Origin of the sequence: Aquabacterium sp. CECT 9606 (assembly GCF_918741295.1) — a bacterium.
Lineage (GTDB): Bacteria > Pseudomonadota > Gammaproteobacteria > Burkholderiales > Burkholderiaceae_C > Aquabacterium.
Window position 1 is genome coordinate 580,948 of record NZ_CAKKNB010000003.1, and the last position, 20,753, is coordinate 601,700.

Consider the following 20,753-nt stretch of genomic DNA (forward strand, 5'->3'; position numbering starts at 1 on the left):
GACCCCTCGGGAAACCCTCAAATCACAACGTCAAAGGTGACGATCAACCATGGATCGTCAACGGACTCGGCTACGTTCCTGGGAATCGCCACAGTAGGCGCACCGTTTCCTTCCTTGACGATCACCTCCTCAAACTTCGAGAGTCTCCACTGGCCCTCCTGGTCGAGCTCCATCCAAGCGAACGTGGCTACCCGTCCCACATTCAGCCGTGATCGAAACATGAACGGGAACAGTTCGTCTCTGAGTTGGAGTGTCACCGGCGCTTGCGGCTGACGTTTTGCCTGCTGCCACTCCGCCGCAAAATCCTGCCGAACTGAAATCAGATTGACTAGACCGCTCTTGCCGTCGCCGCGCACGAGTGCGTTGAGCTGAGCCGAAAGCGATTGGGTCGCCAGTTTCGCCAATGGCTCTCCTCCGTCACGCGAGGTGTATCGAACGTGCACCACAAGATCCGAAATCGTTGAGTAGTCGAATGCGCGAAACTCCTTTGGCAATGCAAACGTCCAGTCCGAGATCACTCCACCACCCTCGAATGGAAGAAACCGCTCATCTCGAAAATTCAGCTCGAACAGGCCACTGTCGTTTTGGCTCGAACTGGTTGCGATCGGCTGCAGGGCCAAGTAAGCGGCCGAAAAGTTGGATTCGTCCGCGTATGTCCCCTGCACTTGCTTCGATCGGCGTAGCCAGGACTTCGTCAAGCTCAGCGTGCCACTGACGCTGGTGTAGGGACCCACCACGCACGGCATAGAGATACTGACGCTCTTGATCCGGCGCATGAAGTGCCCTGGGAAGTCCAGATCGAACAGCACCTCTGGCAACTTGAAAGAACACTCACCCGTAGCTCGCAAGACCATCAGTGCCTCGCCGTCAAGTTGACGCAGCGAGACGTGCTTTGTAATCTCGAGTTCCCTTTCATTCTTCTCCAGAAAAGCTGCTTCCATGCGCCGGATGTCGAGCGCCAATGCCTCTCCGGCCATCAGGCCCTTCTTGAGGTTGTCCCAATAGCCTACCTGAATGAAGTTCGAGTCTTTGTCTTCGAGGCCAAGCTCAAAGCGAAAGGCCTTTTCGGCCCGCCGTGCCGCCGCAAGCGCCATCTGGAAGGCACGAAAGTGCAGCCCTGCCGCCTGACCGCTCATCCAGCGAAAGAGCTGCTGGTTGCTGAACTTGTCGCGCATCAGAGTGTCAATTACGTCGGCATTCTCGATCTGCTTTCGATGATTCTTCTCTTCCAGTTCAGCGATCGCTGCGCGCAGTTCTGCCGCGGCGATCTGCATGTCGACCTGCGCCAATTCTTTGGCCGCCAAGTTAGACTGGAAAGCCCACTCGTCAACACGGCGCTTGTGGCCGCCGATAGTTGCGCTGCGGTTGCCTTGGAAACTCGCGGTGCTAGCGCCGACTCCCTCAGCACTGCCAATTGCGCCGAGTGAATACCCGATATTTGAACCACCGAACGTGGTCTTATACGGGTCTGAACCAATTGTAAAGTTGGGGAATGCGTGCGCAATCCCAGCAGCCGTCTGCCAGTGTCCACTGGCAATGGTGTGGTCGTTGGCCACGTTGAGCCAGCGCAAGTGCTCGTTCTCACTCGTCGTTAGTGCCAAACCACCTGTGTCACCGCCGGCTGCCTGCGCGGCGGCAGTGGCTCGTTCGGGTGTACTTTCGAGATGCGCGATCACGCCTTCAGCCGGTATGGTGGCGGATGATTTTCCAAGCAAGCGTTGATACTGAATATATCGAGTAGCAATAAGCTCCCGAGTCTTGCACAACGAAGCGGCGTTCAGTAACGCCTCATCCACTTGGCTTTGTCTTACCGATCTGATCAACTTCAGCATTGCGACTTCATGCGTTGATCGCGTCAATGCCAGCATCTCGCCATCCTGTCGCTCGATCGACGACAAGAGGCTGGACCCGAGTGCCTTGACTTCATTGGCGAGTTCTAGCGCTTTCTGGATCAACATGTTGAACCGGTGGAAGGGCATCGGTCCCTGCAAGTCGCTGATGACAGAAGCGATATCGACGCCAGCCGCAGTCGCCCGAACAAGGATTGCGGGATCGATAGGGGGCTCATACAGAGGCAATTGTCGCGCGGTACCTTCGATGTTCAACGAGTTGCGCACTTTGAATAGGCGGTCCTCGACCGTAGCCCAATAGCTCGAAAGCTCATGGTTGGCTGGAATGCCGAAATACAGGCCCCAGAAGCTAGATGACGCACTGGCCACATTGTTGCCAACATTGACTCCACTGGCTGCTGGAATCATAGATTCCAATTCGACGAGCACATTGGAGAAGTCATCGATACCCTGGAGTTCTCGATAGGTCCTGACGTCCGCCATCGTGCCGACCGAAACGCGCGAGGGTCGTCGCCCGAGGATTCGGGAGGCCAACAAGTAAAGCTGGGTCGCCTCGTTGATACTTTCGATGGTGTCGGTTAGGAACAGCCTGTCAGCCCACGCGATGAGATTATCCAGGTACTTCATCACCACGAAGAACTCGTAGGCCCTCGGGCGCGCGCGCGCAATTGCGTGCGGTTGGAAAGGGACCTCTCGCCATGCAGCTATCTGATCCTGCAACTTGGTGCTGCCTGCAGCCAGATGAAGCAATTCCTGTTCAATCGACATGCCCGAGGCGCCGAGCCTCTGGAAAGGCGCAAAGCGCCAGAATCGTCGTGCATCATCGCCTTCTCTGTCCGACATCGGATCGAACACGAGATGGAACCAGCGCTGCGCTTCTTCGTAGCGCTGATTCCCGGTGAGCTGTGTCGCCACCATGATCGGAACGTGAAAGAACGTCTCCCAGTTGTAGACGCTCCACGGCAAATCGGCATCAAAGCCGATGCTGATGGACGAATAGCTCTTCTCGGCATCAATGGCAGTGCCATTCATAATCTGGATGGCCGCAAATGACTGCTGCAACTCCATTGCATGGATCAGCTTGCCATTGCCAAGGGCGCGGCGCAGTTGGGTTCCCCAAAGGCAAGAGGAAGGCACAACGTTGAACAAGGGATTGCCGTCAGGCACTGGGGCGCGACGGCGCAAGATCAAGTCATAGCTAGCGTCACTGTAGGCTGAAACGAATGCCGGATGGCTGCTCGACAACAACGGTGGCGTAGCTACGAATCTTCCCGCAGTGGCCTTTTGCAGCTCAAGGCCCGAATCAAGTTCTGCTGGGCTTTCTATCCCGGCGACTTCGCGATACATCGACAAATAGTCATCGGTATTTCTATAAGGTATCGCCACGGCCTCTTCGGAAACTTGCACTTCGCTCATTGCTATCAAAGCAAGGTCTGTCAGAACAAAGCTTCCGACAATCGCGGTGACCGGTAGTGGTCGGTCAGGCGAGACGAGTGCTTTTTGTACCTCGCTCATCTTATCCGGACGGACGATCTCGAATACTGCATCGCCGATCAAGGAGAAGCTGTCTATCGACGATACGTTGAAGCTCTCGCGCGTGCTCAGGGCTTCGTACTGGCCATTGGAATCGGCCCTGCCAACGCCGAATCTGAGAGAAGCCACACGCCTGGCGTCATCAGGCGGGTCCCCGGGTAAAGCCGATTCCTCAGTGACGAGATGCTCCAGCAGGGGACGATCACTTCCGAATTTGAGTTCGCCCTGTTCGCCTTCTCCTGTTCCAAACGCAACTCCCCTGGGTGATAGCGTTGCGTCCAGCGTGACATCGAGATCCGTCGCTACCCAGTGGTAGATTCTGCCAAACGTGTCGCGGTATCGGGCCAGGTTGCGGACATGAACCGAGGCGACTTGAGGCCTACCGGCAGTATTCTCAGGGCGCTTGTAAGGCACGATCTGCAGAGCGAAGGGTCTTGGAGTGACCGCAGTCGTCCACTCCACCGCTCCTCGGCAAATGATTCGCAACTCATCCGAGCCGTGCTGAACCAGCCGAAACGCCAACCCGCGGGCTTGGTCAATGTTTGGCGGCGAGGCCCACCACAACTGCCCTTGTCCGCGCTTCGGTGCTGTCCAACCTGTTCGCTTATGGCGTACGAAATTCATGGTGATCTTCATCGCCTTCTGGTCACCCTCGGCTACTACTGTGGGCCAAGCGACGTGAATTGCGCCTGCGAACTTGAAGATCAACACGTGCTCGCTGTCAATTCCCGCCACCACCTCCTCCCACGGCGTCCAGTATCCCGCGTCTGAATGGGGTGGAATCCGCCACTGGCGGTAGTAGTGTCGATGCGGCGAGCTTCCGTCACGACCCAGCAAATGCACGATACGCAGACCATCATCGGCCGATTCGTCGCACATGCTGACGACCGTCAATCGAGCAATGTCGCCGAGCCTCTCCGCGTAAGCCTTGAAGGCTTCCAGGCCTGCCTCGTGGTTAACATCGCTCTGCAGCAGGTCACTTTCAAGCTGACGAAACACCTCGGACTTGTCATCCCGCAGTTCCGGCTCGATCCAATTTTCGGGAAAGAGAAAGACCTTGCGGTTTGCCTCCCAGACGCGGTAGTTCTTCATCCACACCCACTGCTCGGCGTCGATGGCCTCGGGCGGCACATCAGGCTCCAGATTCAAGAGGCAGCGCTGAACGAACGATTGCACCGACGCGCAGGCCTGCTTGATGCGCGATGTCTGCGCCGCAGGGCGCATTTCGACATCAATGAGGTACCGGTCGTACAAATCGATGCTGTCGCGCAATTGATCGCGGCCTGACAGATACGCCACCAGGGCAGCGCGCTGCCTCTCACGAAGCGTGTCCCGCAAGGGCTTCGACACTGCGGCCCAGCCGCTCTCCGTATGGCGGGATCGCGCCAGGCGGCGAATGTCCGCCGCGGCAGTGAGGTTGACGTCAGCCAGGGACCAGGCTAGACACTGCTGCGCAGTCGCGCCGATGCGGCGCATCACCGCAAAGCATTCGACGAGGCGCTTCAGCACGTACTCGGACTGCATGGCGGCCTTGAGTGCATCGGCATCAGGGAAGTTGAAGCCACGCGGGCCGAGCAGGGCGGCAAGGTCCTCGAGGTTCCACTCGGTTGCCAGATGCACCTGCTCAAGCACTTGTTCGCGACTCGCGGCGCCATCTGCGGCGACGGCAAAGATGCGGGCCAGCGAGGCCTCTCCATCGGGCATGGCATCCCGCAGTCGAAAGAGATTGACGGCGCGCAGCAGAGGGCTAAACGACTCCGGCGACTCGTCGGACGCGGCCGGCAAACGGTTCGGGTTGAGCCATCCAAGCGGGCCCGCAGACGATCCAAAGAGCCATGACAGCGACACGTCAGTCAGCTTGAATTTCATCACAAGCGCGGCCACCTTGGCCAGGCGGGCACAAGTTCGAAACAGCTGAGGGAAGCACTCGGACGTCACGGGATCTGACGGATCGCTCAACACGAAGTCGGCATTGAGAAAGTCATTGATTGCAAAGCCCAACGAGTCATTTGCCGACGAAACGAGCCACTCGCTGAGCAGCTTTCCGATGGTGCTTGACGCCATGCCGAAAGCCGCCTGCAGGCGATTTCGTACGAGTGTGGTCCTTTGCTGCTCGATCTGTTCGGACTCTGGCTGGGACGACGCAGTTCCAGTGACGGCGGCGAGTTCCAGGCGCAATTCACCAAGGAGACGCGAAGTAGACTTCTCTTCCTCGCCCGCTTCAGCGAGCGACTGCTTGTGCGATAGCAGGCGCAATGCTTCGCGCGGTGTAAAGCCAGCAGCTTCAATATTCTCGACGATCAGTACTCTGGAAGAGATAACCCCGTGCACCACGAAGCCGACGTCGCGGAAGTAGTTCGTACTGTTCTGTGAGTTCGTCGGGAATCTGCCCGCCTCGCCAATCACACCGTTCTGGCCGTCGCCAACAACGGTAAGGTAGCCGTCCTGGGCCCGCGCCACGCCGTTCTCAGTGAACGCGTACGATGTATTCGCATTAACCGAGACGATGTACACCGTGCGAGCCTCAATGCGCACCGAATGAGGCAGGCGCTGCTCCTGCCAGCCGGAAGAGGACTCGTGGCGGAAGTGGACCTCAGCCAACTGCTTGCCCGCCACGTTCCAGAGCCGACCGACGTGAACGCCGGTTTCACCTTGGGGCTTCCAAAAGCGGATTGTGTTGACCTCGCCGGGAGTGCTGGTTTCAAATTTCAGACCAAGTTCGACGGCTTGTTGGATCGCTACGTTGCCCTCCGGATCCTTCCACACTGACGCCATGCTGTCGGCCATCCTCAGGCTGAGAACATCAAGCAGGGCCTGAACCTCTATTTGTTTGGTCCGCACAATCAAGCCGGACCAGAACATTGAGGACAAAAGGACGAGATTCAGCTTGGGATCCTCGCCATGCCAATCGAGAAGCAAGGACGTGTCTTGAAGCGAAAGCCCACACGCTGCCGCGATGTGGGGGAGGTGATCACGGGCGTTCGCTTGCGGGTCAACAAGTTCGTTTCGCGCAGCGTTCAAGCCGAAAGCCGGGTCCGGCGGATTGGCGATCGATTTGTTGAGGAACAACCTCTCGTACAGGCACTCGAGCAGTGGCTCGCCGGTCGCGGTGCGGTCACGGTATCGATGTGTGGCGAACAGGCTGAGTGCATGCTCGGAACGACCATAGTGATCGCGATTCAACAATTCGAAGCGGTCAATCACCGCGATCACGTCGCTGGCAATCTTAGGCCAGAGGGCTCCGCCTGGACGCGATGCGAAGGCCAGCGCTTGATCCAGGTCGCGCATCGGCCAGCCGATCTTTCGCCACAGCCTGACGAAAATGTGCATGCGGTTGAGCACTGCCACGACATCGGCCTCTTCTCTCGATGTCACCAGCCTGGCGCGGTTCAGGTCGCTGCTGCGCACTTGGCGGTTAGTGTCCTCAAGCTGGACCGTGCCCAGTTCGACATGCAGGACCCATTCTTCATCCTCGATTAGCCCCGCGCGGATGGTCGACAACTCACTCCATGCTGGCTCGGTGGGGTCAGCGCCTTCGAGATCACCGTCTGTCAGGATGGTCGGCGTGGCGACTCGGCTTCTATCGTCAGATGTATTGACAAAGCGCATCTCCAACAACTCGCGCAATTCATCGTAAGTAAGGCCAGACTGTTGCAGGAAGACGCCCACGCCGCACTGCACTGTGCCAGTCTCATCAATCCAGCCCATCAGGACGTTGACCCAATGCCCCCGCTCAATGCGTTTGGTGCTGTCACGGGGATCGGGGATCGAATTGCTGGGCGACAGTTCAGCCGCCTTGAAGCCCCAGAAGTTCCAAAGCCCCGAGTCCGGGTCACCTGCGGTGCCCGTGCCTTGTTGCTCGCCTGAGATGATCCGCATCTCGGCGGAAGTGAACCCCCGTCTTTCAACCGCCGAGCGAGCGTTCGCGCTCGTTAGCGGGGCATTTTCCGGGGCCTGAAAGCGAGTGCTGCGGTCGAACGTCTCCATGAGAAGGGCCCGCGAGACGCCAAGATGCGAGAGAAAGATGCGAGACTGCTCGCAGGGCAGATCGAAGGGCATTGTCCAGGGATAGCCGGCGCTGCTCAATCTTTCGTACGCCTGTCCGATTGCGTGCTCTGGCTCACTTGCGATCTGCTCGGCGCCATCAGAAGTCTGAGGCACAAACCAGTCAAGGACGAGCGTCGTGCTTTCGCCCCGGGAGATTGCAATGCGGTATCCCTTGCCTGTGAGCTGCCATTGCGAACTCGCCTTCAACACATCAACGCGGTCAAGTTCAGTTGACTTAACACCAACGGCCCTTTGCAGTGCTGCTTGAAGCTGCGTGGGTATGCGCTGGGTATCAAGCGCTGTGACGATGCCGGGAACTTCAGCGGCCTCAATCTTCAGATTGATCGGAAGTCCTCCGACGGCAGCACTTTCAAGCGTCTCAAGCACCAAGTCCACATAAGGAATCACCGTTTGACCATTGGCGCACGACAGCTCGATGTCAATGAGGTCGGGGCGCCGCTGCAAGAGCGCTCGAAGCGCGGACCGCTGGTTATCAGCGATAGGTTCCGAGTGCGCTAAGAGAGCGTCCGGTACTTCATCTGGCGGCACACTCGCAGGCCATGTTATGGTGAAGTTACACGTTGCGTTGGCCACGTCGGGATGGCGCGCGTTGAATAGCTTGGCCGCGAACGAAACGTCGCGGATAAAATCCTGCGGGTTGGCGGGCTGTTCGTACCGGAGCGTTCCTGTGAAGGTGCGGTTAGCCAGATCGAGAGTCGCATTTTTGGTTACTCCGTCTGACGAGTCGAGTTGTATTTGAAAATCAGATGTTCCGGATATTGAAAAGTTGCCGCCAACGTCCACATCGCGGTCCTGGCCCCGCTGCCCTCTGATCGGCGGAACTCGCTTTGGGTCAGTAATCTCTATTGAGCCTGAGACTGGCGCCTTGCTCAGAAATATCGTTCTCGTGACGGTATCCAAAACACGCTCGACTCTATCAACGACCGTTTTCAGTTCAACCCGATAGGTCCACCCTGTGTCAACGAATGCGATTCTGGTTGCTGCAAGAAACCTGTTTGCGGTGCCAAATTCAGCGCCTGTCGCCTCATTGACATTGTTTGTCACCGTTATTGAGAACCTGCTCACCCCTGAGACTTCGTAGTCTCCGTCCACAGTGAAGCGATACTCTTCCTCGTTGTCTTGAATCGTGATCTTCGAATCCGAAGGTACAACATTGAAGAGTCGCCCAGCGGGATCCCTTCTTGAGACATTGAAGGAGTGCGTGGCTTCGGCAAGGACCTTGGCGTCCGGGGTTGATCCCTTCAGCAACTGGACCACGATGGTCTGCTGCCCTGCGGGCATCTTGAACAATCGAGAGTACTGGGACGCAGCGGCTATCAACACAGGTTCTTGAGACGATGTGATTTTTATCCATGTATCGGTCACGCCCCCGGTGTCGCACTCACCGACTACCTCGACGGCAGCGTAGTCTTCGTCAGCGTTGAAGGAGAAAGTCGAGTTAGGTGTGGGAGATAAAATGCTGATGGACGGCAGCCTCACCCGCTGGAGGAACTGAAGCAGGTCCACGTAATAGGCCGAGGGGCTGAGCACCGACAGGCAAGGGTCGCTGGACGAGCCGTCAAGCGATCCAAAAAGCGTTTGCAGGTCGGGCAGAACCCTGCCACTTGCCAACAAGTCAGAATCTCTGGGGATTGCTCTTGCGACGGACGACGCCATCACCGCAGGGTCGTTGCCAGTCGCCCGATACTTCAAAGCAAGATGCAGTGCAGTCGAAGCGATCTGTTGCGCAGTGCCATAAATCTCCTTCGCCTTTTCTTCACCGATGGCCGGATGGCCGCCGAGCTGACGGATAAACGCGCGCCTGCTTTGACCGGCGATGGCTAGTGCGGAAGTGAAGCCCTTTGCCAGCAGAACACCCTGTTGCCGGTAACCGTCAGTGAGCTTGACGGTCCGCTCCAACTTCAACAAATCGCGCCTCAAGGCATGGTTGTCTCGAATGCCAGCGCGCTCTGCAGTGGCTCGCTGAGACAGCACGGCATCAACGTAGCGCTTGCCGAACTCGAAATCTGGGTTGGTGTTGAAGAAGTTGATCAGATCGGCCGTGGCGACACCTGGCCATGTGAGAACGTTCTGCTTGATGCGTGCAGCAATCACTGCGGTGCGGCAAGAACGTTCCACACCCCGCTCCAGCTCGGCTGCATAGGACGCGTGTGCCTCACCGGCGCCGGCTGGGTCGCGATTGGCGGACGCCCCAGGCGTGTCGAACCGCTGCACCAGACTGCGCCAGTCTTCGGCCAGCAACGGTGCGAGGTAAGCCAGCGAGCCATATGGCCGGTTCACATCAATCACTTCACGGTGGTGCAGTTCATGCACCAGAGGCAGATGATCCTTCGTCAACGCAGCCAAGGCCAGCAGGCGCAGCGTCAGGGCAATCTCGACCGGTTCGAACCCGTTTTCTGCCAGTCCGTCTGGATCGATCATTCTTTCGGTCTCGGCGTCCGCAAGCAGCTCTGCCACGACGTGCAGCTTCTCCTCAGACAGGAGAGCTGCCACAGCAGTCGCTGCGGTCCCTTCGGATTGCGTCGGCGCACGAAAGAGATCAGCGGCTGAGAGAGCCTGACCTTTCACTGTAGCGCTCAGTTCACGAGCCACTCGACGCTTCCAGATCAGGTTTGCGGCCGCATCTGTCCAGGAATCGCCCACGTCAGTGCGCGTTCGCGGCATTGTGTTTCGTCGTTCCGCATCCGCGCCCGATGCCCGCAATCGGTCGACCTCTGCCGGCTGCGGCGCCGCCACGATGTTGGCCGACTGAGCACGCTCAAGCGCTTGCCTAAGTCGGGTGAGCGGCTGCATGACCAATTCCGGTACGGCAGTGGGCAAGCCTTGACTGAGCCATGCGTAGAGTACTGATTCAGGCAATTGACCGTCACTACCATGCGCCGGGAAGTCGCGCGCTAAGCGCGCGCTGGCGGCTAGTCGTTCGATGTGCTTTGCATGTTGGCCGGTAACTGCTGCGAGGAAGGTTACCTGGTCAGCGGTGAGATCATTTAAAGCAGTGCCGCGTAGCCTCGGCTCAATCGCCGCCTTCAGCCGTTCATATTCTGATTGGATAACAGCAGTACGTTCTATCAGCAAATCAACAACTGCGGCTGAACCAGCTCCTGGGATGAGCGGCGAGATTGCCAGCAGCTCGCCCTCTGCGCCCATAGCTTTCACAATCAGGTCAGCAACTGTTTTGTTTCTCTTGCTGAGTAGCTCTGGGGAATAAGTCATTAAATAGACGCCCATCGCGTCGGCTGAACCCTCTCCTAGCTTGAGTGGCTCGCCGACCAAGTCGCAGTCAAATGCTACTAGGTCGCAATGTGCGGCGGGTGTGCCGTCCGAATACGTAACTGACCCGGATATGCGGTACAGGCCTGCATCTATTTGAGTGATTATATGAGTCAAAACGCTGCTCCTCAAACAAAGGAATTCGATTTTGATTGGCGGCAGCCTAATGATTTAGGTAGGCAGCATTTGTTAACAGTCAGGGCTTAATTTGTTGGGGGCCGGTTTTGTACAGCAGCGATTCAGCAGGTCAACCAAATTACCGGAGCCCAGGGCGGTCTGCAAACGGCCGAATGTCAGATGACCCTTGTCGCCTGCGATCACAGTCACGATGCCCCAGTCACCCAGGACGACACCGGTTTCGACCAGGTTGACGATGGATGGCGCGATTTGCATTTGTGTGGGTGCCAAAATGTAAGGGCCTCGTAAATTATGTCAAACGGAAGGTTAAGGTTTCAAAGCCCATTGCTTCACTGAATGCTGTGTAGGGCTCATTCCGTTTGACGAGTAGCTTTGATCAATAATCACGAATCCACCTTGATCAGCTAAGCCTGTGATCAATGCCCTCTCCACTGCAATAGAGTTATCCAACCATCCGGCCCCTAAGGTAAGAGCGAACACTCCCGCCTTTTTCATGCCTGGTGACTCGTCAGGATCAAATACATCTCTTGAAGTTGTAGCGTTCCCGTATTGATCAGCTGCGGCGATAGCACCTGGAAGTGCGGACAACACTCCTACGGTTCTTGCTACAGTGATAAGTGTCTTTGCCCCGGAATTTGCAAGGCCTAGAGCCTTGGTCAAAAATCGAGACAAAGGCGACGGTGCGCTTGCAGTCGCAGTCGCGGTCGCGGTCGCTACGCCTTCTGCTTTCAATCGGTTAAAGGCATCTGCCACTCTTGGTGATAAATTGGCCGGGGGCTGTGTCTTACCCTTTAATGCATCGTCCCACATTAGCGCGCGGTTGGACGGCTTCATGTCGATTGAACGCTCTCCGGTTTTAGGATCAATTACTATATTTGCTTCTGCATAAACTTCTTTTAATAGGCTCATTTCAGGACTTTTATCGGTTAAATGCAGCTTGTTAAATTTAGTTGCAGCGGTGTCGTAACCAACCTTTCCTCCACCTGATTTAGAAGTTGATGCTTTATCCCAAATTGCTTTTAGCTCATTTGTGTCTCCATGAGAAGCTTGCAGCATTTTTTGTCCAGCTTTAGAAAAGGCCTGTTTACCGTTTAATTTCGCGTTTTTCAGGCTAATCGGTTCGACTGGCGGTCTTGGACTTACAGATTTGACACCTTTAAAACTATTTTCTCTTGCCGTATATGTGGTTAAATTAAATGGATTGACTGCTTCGTTTGGAAATTTACTCTTAGGTAAAGTATGCTCATTCGTCAAAACTAAATCTGACCGAGTTAATATTGGGTCATCTGGGGCCATGCCATATTTGTCTGTTTTACAGATAGGGGTGCTGGCACAAAATGTATATGGACTCACGGGCAAGTTGCCGATATCTGGATCAAATGATACCCACCTACCCAACCATGGTGAGTAATACCTTGCCGTGTGATAGCTCAACCCACTCTCCTCATCCCGCCCCATCCCAGTATACCGATAGCGCTTCGGCGGCGCCTCTTTTGCCCTATCCATCAACCGATACGCACTAGTCCCATACGAATGAAATTCCTCATAAGAAATGATCTGACCCTCAGTATCCAACTCCAGCCCCACCGTGCCCAAATGGTTGCTATACTGGTAACGGAACAACGTCTTCGCACTAATTGATAAACCATCTGGGCGTGAGTTGTCAGCGGAGATCACGTCATCCACCAGCAGCACCTGCTGCTCGCCTTCAAATAAATGCAGTGACTCAATTTCTTCCACCACAACGTTTTGCGCATTGCGGCGGCGGTACAACTCATAGCCACCAAGGTAGATGCGATCTTCCTTTAGCGTGCCGCCGTTTTGCGGGTTGCGGGTGATGTGTTTGCGTGTGCGCTGCTTGTCGATGCCATAGTGATAGCGGGCCAAGCCCCCGCCGCCCATGTCGAAGCCACGAATCATGTCGCGCCAGTCCCACTGAATTTGTCGGCCCCACCTTTCGTCCTCTCTGATCGGCGGTGGCGCGTCTGTGTCCCGCCGGTTCAGGTTGAGCATGCTGCCGCGGGAGTCGTGTTGGAGGGTGAGAGCATCTTCTGTGTTGTTGCCCAGCCAGGTCTGGTGCAGTCTATTGTTGTCCGCCTGGGTCCTGTAGTGGCGCGTCCAACTGCCGGCACCGGCTTCATGCGCCATCTCGACGAAATTGCTCACCGGGTCGTAAAGGTAGCGTTGGGTGTAGTTGCGCAACTGGTCGCCCGACGGGAAGTTGCCTGGGCGCCAGGGGCCCTCGCGCAGTGGCGGGGGCTCCTGCTCATCATGCTCGCGTCCGGTGGCCTCGGTCAGGCGGTAGAGCGCATCGTAGGTGTAGTCGTTGCTGGGTTCGACGAACTGGCCCTTGAAGAACACCGCATCCTGCGCGTCGTCCTGGATGTGGGTAATGTTGCCCACGGGGTCGTAGCAGTAGCAAAGGTTCTGCACACCGCAGGGGCGCTGCGGGCGCGGTTGTGAGGCGGTATTGCTGATGCAATCGTCTGGAAACTTAGCTGCCGATCGCCGCGTGTAGAGATGGGTCAGGCGAAAGTTCCTTTCGTCGTAGCTGTAGCGCGTTTGGGCACCGTTGCCCAAATTCAGGCTTAGCTTCTGTCCCTTTGCGTTGTATTCGATGTGCTCGATGGCCTGGGCGCTTCGGGTCGGGTCAGGTTCGAAGGTGACTGCACCATCGGCGCGGGTGGTCTTGCTGGCCCGTACGTGCAGCCACTCGCTTTGCAGCGCGCCACGTTCGTTGTAGTTGGGCTCATAGACCGCCACCCTGTTGGTCTGCCCGGGAGTGTCTTGAAACGTGCCGTCGGGCGCGAAGGTGATGTCGCGGTGCCAGTTGTACAAGCGCGTCATGCGGCCCAGCGCATCGAACTCTGTGATGTGGCGAAAGGTCTCCTGCTCCAGCAGCTCGTTGCGTGCGGCGGTGTGCCAGTTCAGCAGCCCGTCGTCACCGTCTGAATGCGGCAGGATCAGCCGGCGGGTCACGTGGGTGGGCTGGCCCAACAGGCTGACGCGCTCAACCGTGGCCAACCCGCTGGGGTCGAAGTGGCTGACGGACTGGCCGATGAGGTTGCGCTGCTGCGCATCCGCCAGGCTGATTGGGCCGGCTGCATCGCGTGGTGAGGCGGCATCGCAATAGTCGAACGCTTCCACCATAGCCGGCGCATCTGCATCGATCTTGAGCCACTGCGCGGTGGGCCGATGCAGCGGGTCGTAGTCGGTGCGGTACAGGCGTGCCTGGATCGCCGTGTCGGGGCCACGGTCGTTGAAGTCCCAGGCCAACATTGGCTTGCCGGCAGCGTCCATCAACATCCAACGGTCACCGGCGTCCATGCTGTGCTGATAGAGCAGGTTGCCAGCCATGTCGTAGGTGGGTGCGCTGTAGACAGTGGCCCCGCCTACCGGGCGAGACGGGATGTCCTCGTTGTCTTGATCTGCCAGCCGAGTCGGCTTGTTGGGAAGGATGTACTGCATCACGAGGTTGTCGCGCGCATCGCGAATCCACAGCGGCTTGCCTTCCGCGTCTAGCTTGGTGTACGTGAGGTAGTAGTCGTCCGTCCACTGCTTGCCGCCGAATTTGTGAGGCCCTGTTTCATCTTCGACGCGGTTGTGCGCCACGGCGATGACGTCCCGCCCCAGGCTGTCCAGCAAAGTCAGCGACGGCGTCTCAGCATGGCGCGCGGTGAGCCAGCAAGCCCGCTGTTCGTGGTCAACAGGGGAAAGGCCTGGAAGTGGAACGGGCAAAGGTGATGCAGGATCGAATTGATTGCGGGCCTTGTACCAGGCCGATTCCAGAACCGTGTCGTTCTGGTCCCAGGTCTTCGCATGCCATGGAGAAAACTCGACGCGGCTCAGCGTGCCGTCAGGGAACTCGGTGCGGACGACGCGCCCGGCGGCGTCGTAGTACATGACCGGTGAGACGCCGGTTTCGACAGGCTCTTCGAACCAATGAGAGTCGGTAAAGTAGGGCTCGTACTGTTTGACCGGCTTGCCCTTGTTGTTGAGGATGGTCTTTCCGTTGACCACCCACCGCGGTAGCGAGACGGCTGAGATGGCACCAATCCCAAACCCTTCTCCGCCGTCGCCGACGTAGCCACCGCTCTGGGTAACGATGTATATGCCACTTAGAAGTGAGAAGTCTGCCGGCCTAGTGGGGTCTGCAATCTTCGTGCGGAAGCTGTCAAAGCTGAAGTCGACATCAAAAGGATCCGCATGCGGCCCGATGTTCAAACTGAGTTGGGCATAGTTGTTGGCCTGACCTCGAAAGTACAGCAACACATTGAAGTTGAGTCCGCGTGGCGCGCTGAGAAAGCGAAAACGCAAGGCGTTGTAGTTGCCAAGGTCCAGCGAGATCGGTGTGTATCGGATGTAGGTTGTGCCGTAAGACCAGTCGAACCGGTGATACGCGCCGACGTCGCTGGAAAAAGCGAAGGCGTTGGAGGCACTTGCGATATCCAATGATGCGGCCTTTCCTGCATCGCCCCACAAGGACATTCCCAAAAAGCGCTCGCCGCCGACCATCGAGCCAGCCTGGGATTGAACAACATCAATGCGTCCGCCGCGAAGCAGTTTGTCTGAATCGACTTCTCCCAGCAGGTTGGCAATGCGCCCTGGCTCGCCAACAAGCTCACTTGTCGTGGCTGACACACCTTCCATCTGTATCCCTGTGAGAACTTCACTGCTGGTCGCGCCCGCCCTATCTGAGGCGTTGACAGGTAAATCAGAGCTTGAGATCAAGTAGCTGGAAGCGAACGGACCCGTCGAGAAGTCGTCAATCACCTGCTCGGCTGGTTGTGGGTCTGTTGAGCTTGTGGGCCTGGCCTCCGCACGCACCTTTTTCAGGAGCAGATTGCCACTGCCATCTGAATACTCGAATGCGATTTGGAGTGGGCTTTTCTGCCCCCGCTCGAGGCTCGCAACGTGCTTCTCGCGTTGGATGGTTGCAGCGCACGGAGGATGTTGACCGTAACGGACCGACCCATCGGGCGCCAGCGTCTCGCCGAAATGGTGGACGTGCCGAATGCTTGCGTCTTGCAGCAAGCCACGGGCAACCGGCATGCTGAAGTCTTGCGTGAAGAAGGCGATGCGCTCGGCGAGGCTCGGCTCGAGGTGCTCATCAAGCGAAGCAAGGTTGTCGCCCTCGTCTCCTTTGCCTTTGACCGCCGCAGCTGCAGGCAGGCCCAGAACGTTGAACGCTACTTCGGACAGGTTGCCGTTGACGTCCTGTACCTCGCGAGGTGCCAGCACCCGGTAGTCGAACCCTACGACCTTCGACGTGTTGCCGAGTGCGTCGGCCGATGCGGCAACGAACAAGTCGAGCGGGTCGTACTGCAGCGTGGTTTCATTTTTGAACGGATCGGTGTAGCTCTCCGGCAAGTAAAAGTGCCGGTGCGCATCGCTGGCGAATCCGGCAGTGCCAGAGCGCATCCAGTATTCGCTGGAATGCATGCCGATTTCAGAGCCCGGCCAATACCCGCTAACCGTGATGTCATCGAGCAAGTCCAGCGCCGTGCGAGCGGGGCGGTTGCCTTCTGCAGGCAGCGCCTCCCAGGCCAGCTTGTCGCTAAGCGGACCCGCAGCATCTGCTTGGCGAAAGACAGCGCTCAGCAGGTCGGCTGTGAGTGCAAGCTTGTAGTCTTCAAACTTCAGCCCCCGGGGGCCGTGCTTGCCGAAGGGCAAGGGCTTCTTGTTGTCGAGCGGTTTCTCATCACTTGCGTCATCGAAGTACGCGCTGCGCGCATGCTCGACGATGCGTCGTTGTGGTACGGCACCATCAGCCACCTCATGGTATTGCTTGAAGGCGACAGCAATCGGTGGTGGCAAATGGCTGGGTTGCGGGCCGTACACATCGCTCAGATGCAACTTGCGAAAATCCGCAAGGCTGAAGTAGTCGGCATCGGACCTGGCAATGCCGTTGAGTTCATAGCCCAGCACCTCAAACGGCAGCCTCAGCCGGTGGTGGCGGATCGGGCTCGCATCGCCCGCCCGTGCGGGCGTGACGATGTCTTGTGTGTAGTGCGACTCGGAATACGCGACGTGAAGCTCAGCCTGCAACTGGGCAATGAGTTCCGCGCGCGGCAGACCCGGGTAGATAACTGGCTGGACGCGACCATAGCCAACTGCAATGCTTTGCTGCGGGTTACCCAAATCGTCGTGGCTCAGATTCAAGGTGTGGGCGACCCGCGGATCAGGCTTGAGTGCAGATTGATCCTTGGGAAGTGGCAGCTCATAGTGATAAGTCAGCGCTTCGCTTTCCGTGACCAGGAACACGGAATGAAGGTTGGTGCCCCGTGCTTGCAAGCGCTGGATGTGGCAGTTGTGCGTGGCACTGGAGTAGAGGCGAACCGGAGTGTGCTTGGATGGCATGGCGACCAGATCGCCCAGGTCCAACTCGTATGCCTCCAGCCGCAGCACCATGCCTTTGCAGGCACGGAGGGCCTCGCGCCACTCGTCCGCGCTGAGGTCACTGGATAACTCCGGCTCAGGCAGCCGCTTCTCGCGGAAGGCGCCAGGTCCTTGAGGCAGGCGCGCTGCAAAGCGCTGCGGAAAATACTCGTGCTCGAACTGACTCAGGATGCGCTGCCGCTCGAGCGCCGCGCCGGTGTGGTACCAGGTGATCGTCTTCACCGGTGGCTGGTAAAGCGTCTGGTCCTTGGTGATCCACGGGCTGCCCACATTGCCTGCCGCGAAGGTGCCAAAGTCTTCCACATCCAGCTGCTCCACACGGCCGAACCCTCGAAATTCGCGCTCGGTGCCGTCGAAGTAGCCATGGTGGTAGCTGTAGGTGCTGCTAAATGCTGTGCCGCGCCACTTGTCGCGTGCCGTCACCTTGCTGACGCAATGCACCGGAAAGGGTAGCCGGGTGATCCAAGGTTGACCGGCCTGCTGATCTTGCAGATAGAAGCGGGTGGACGGTGTGTATTCGATGTCAGTGGTGGCGCCGAGGTTGTTGTCGACCTTGATCAGCAGGTGCGGCTTTTCGTGCTGGCGATGGCGTTCGATGGACTCCAACATGCCGCCCATTAGATCGATGTAGCAAACGGGGTGGCTGGCGTCGGCCGGCAAGTGCGAGTTCCACACCAGGCATGCCGTGCCGTTGCCAAACAGATCGACGACCTGCACGGCGCCGAGGTTTTCGGTGGCAACCGGCAGATTGACGGTGAGTGGATTGCTCAGGCTGTTGCCGGATCGGTTGAAGTAAAGCTTCGCACCCTCGCGGCCAAGGTAGATGATGTCGATGGGGCCACTGCCGTCGATGTCTGTCAGGCGGATTCGTCTAGGGTCGAACAGGTCAACATGGTCGAAGCGAGGCGAGTTGCCGAGGGTTACCTTGCGGCCGAATCGGCCATACCCCAGGTTGGGCCAATAGCACACCTCGCCGTTGCGGATGCGCACGAGGTCGGTCAGGCCGTCGCCGCACATATCGGCCAGGAAGATGGTCTGGGTGCCATCAGCAAAAACGATGCTCGCCCCCGCGTTTTCATCCGGCGCCAGGCGGGTTTGCTGAGCGGCGCTGAAACCCCGTTCGTCGAGCGAGGGATACCAGGTGAATACCTCTTGCTCTGTGATCAGCGCGTCGGCGTGGCCATCGCCAGTCAGGTCCACGAAACGCAAGTTGGGATCTTGCCAATCTATGTTTGGAAGGTTGGCAAAGGGAACATGTCGCTTCCAGCCGTCGTCGCGGTCGCGCTCATGGAAGCCAGGCGTCGCGCCGTCGAATTCAACGAGGTCGATCTGCCCGTTCCCGGATAGGTCCATGAACTGTGTTCGACTGCCGTCAGCCACGGCCATCGCAGGGGTGCGCGCCACTTGGCGCATGGCGCCGAACTGGCCATCACCAAGGTTAGCTTTGTAGAACCACCCGCCGGCTTGTTCGGCGAGAACGCCAGAGAGTCCTTCCCCATCCAGATCAATCCACCGGTAGCCGGGACCTTGAACGCCTACCGGCAGATTTTCAAGCTGAACCGGATCGATGATATGCACAACTTGGCTGACGACAGGCTGGCTGTAGTCGAACTGCACAGGCGGCAGCTCTCTCCATTTGTACTTGGGCATAGCCGCCGGAACCACCTTCTTGTAGCTGCGCTGGCGAACGCGCCGCAGCGTGGCGTACCCAGTGTGTAAGGCATCGAGCAGTGCGTCTGGCTTGTCGTACTCAAAGTCCGTCGAACGAACGAGGCAGCCTTGGCCGACTTCCTGCGCCTTAGGGAAGTTGTGGAACATCAGCACGCGCTGACAAAGGCGGTAGGTCCGAACTTCGAAGCCGGCGCGGTGACTGGAGAATGCATCGTCTCGCGAAGCCCAGTCGGTGTCGGGCTGCGGGGTAGGGAACCTTCCGTCCTCGGCGCGTCCTTGGTGATCGCCATAGTCGAATACAGCTTCGAACATCCAGGTCTGTGGCAGCGCGTCAACGGCCAAGGAGTCCAGCTTGGGCAAGTAGGGCTCGACATTGCCGTACAAGATCCGCTTCAGATAGCGGTTCGATTGTCGCGCCGCATCCTGGCGATTGGTTTCCCACACCGTCCTCGTGTCAACATTGCGAGCATCCTCCAGAATGTATTGGTAGACCGCGACGTTGCCCTTGTCGTCATGCGTCTGGCAGATCAGCCATTGATAGACCCGGCTCGGATCGGCAGGGTCGACGACTTGGCTGCCATCGTCCTTGCCATACCAAGTGGTGATGTTGTCGCGGCTGATCGTGCGCCAGAACGAGGTCTTGCTCTCCCCGTCGACCACCCACCGCTCGATGCGAGCAAAGAGCCCTTCGATGCGAGGTCGGTATCGATGGATTCGGTACCATTGCCCCGCGAGTTGAACTGCGGCATCAACAACGCGATTGCCAGCGTCGTCAAGAAGAGGTACCAAGTCTTCGGCGCCAGACAAGAGGAACACGTCAGACTCATCCGCATCCAGGTAGCGCGGGAGGCCCTTCTCGGTCTTTCGGCTAATGCTCGGCAAAGCAAGCGACCAACCTAGCCCGAACGTGCCCTGGCCGGAGCCAGAGTCATAGCTCAGTGCCAGTTGGGGTCCAAACCCGCCCCGTCCTGGCGACAGCGTAACCGGGACAGACATGGAGCCGGTACCAGTAATTGGATTGGCCGAGAACTTCTCTCCGATGCCGCGCATTGCACCGCCACCTTTGGGCAGTGACACCGCCGGTGGTGACACCAAGAAGTTGCTGGCGGCATCGGACCGTGGAGAAGGCGACGCTCGAAACGCAGCAGCGCTACCGCCATGGTGGCGGCTTTGCTCCGACCTTGGCACCCCAACAGTGTCCTCTTGCATCGCGGCAGGTCCCTGTAGATTCGTCGCGGATTCGATTCGCCCAGGACCAGACCCCTCCTGCACGGCCCATTCTGGAAGGAGACGAAACGCAGCAGACACGAACTGTTTGGCGTTGTCGCTGGCTCCTTTTTTTTGAATGCTAGCTGCTCTTTGATCGGCTGCCAATGCCTTGAGCGGCTTTCTATGGGGCTTCGTGTTGGCGCCGAGCCAGAAATGAGCCAATGTGCCGACAGGTCTTTGAGCCAGTCCAATATGGGCAAACGCGCATGAACGCTCATGAACGCTCATGAACGCTCATGAACGCTCATGGTGTCTCGAAATGGTGGCTCACAGCTTCGTCGGAACGGCCCCCTGATCTGGCTCACTTTCGCGTCGGCCGCAACACTATTCCTATCCGTAAGATAAGCGATAGTCCGTGTCCGGTGAATCAGGGGGCCGTTTCACTCTTCCGTATCGACGTCGTAAAGCAGGAACTGGTTAAGCTCGTCGAACTCTTCCTCGGATAGCGGGGCAAATGGATTGGCCATCGATTGAATGCGGGATACGGCAACGACCGTGATTCTCGCTCGCCCATCACGGGTGCGACGTGCCCATCACGATGGGTATGGGCCGCAA

General features: G+C 58.0%; 2 protein-coding genes. Both read right to left on the bottom strand.

Translation table 11 applies throughout. The annotated features are described in order from the left end of the window. Positions 1–17 precede the first annotated feature (17 nt). Complete coding sequence (locus LQ232_RS15365) at positions 18–10,724, bottom strand: neuraminidase-like domain-containing protein (protein ID WP_230181217.1); 10,707 nt, start codon at positions 10,722–10,724, stop codon at positions 18–20. 441 nt (positions 10,725–11,165) lie between these two features. Further along, entirely contained in the window at positions 11,166–20,426 is a 9,261-nt protein-coding gene (locus tag LQ232_RS15370; protein WP_230181218.1) for a SpvB/TcaC N-terminal domain-containing protein, read from the bottom strand. Between the last annotated feature and the right edge of the window lie 327 nt (positions 20,427–20,753).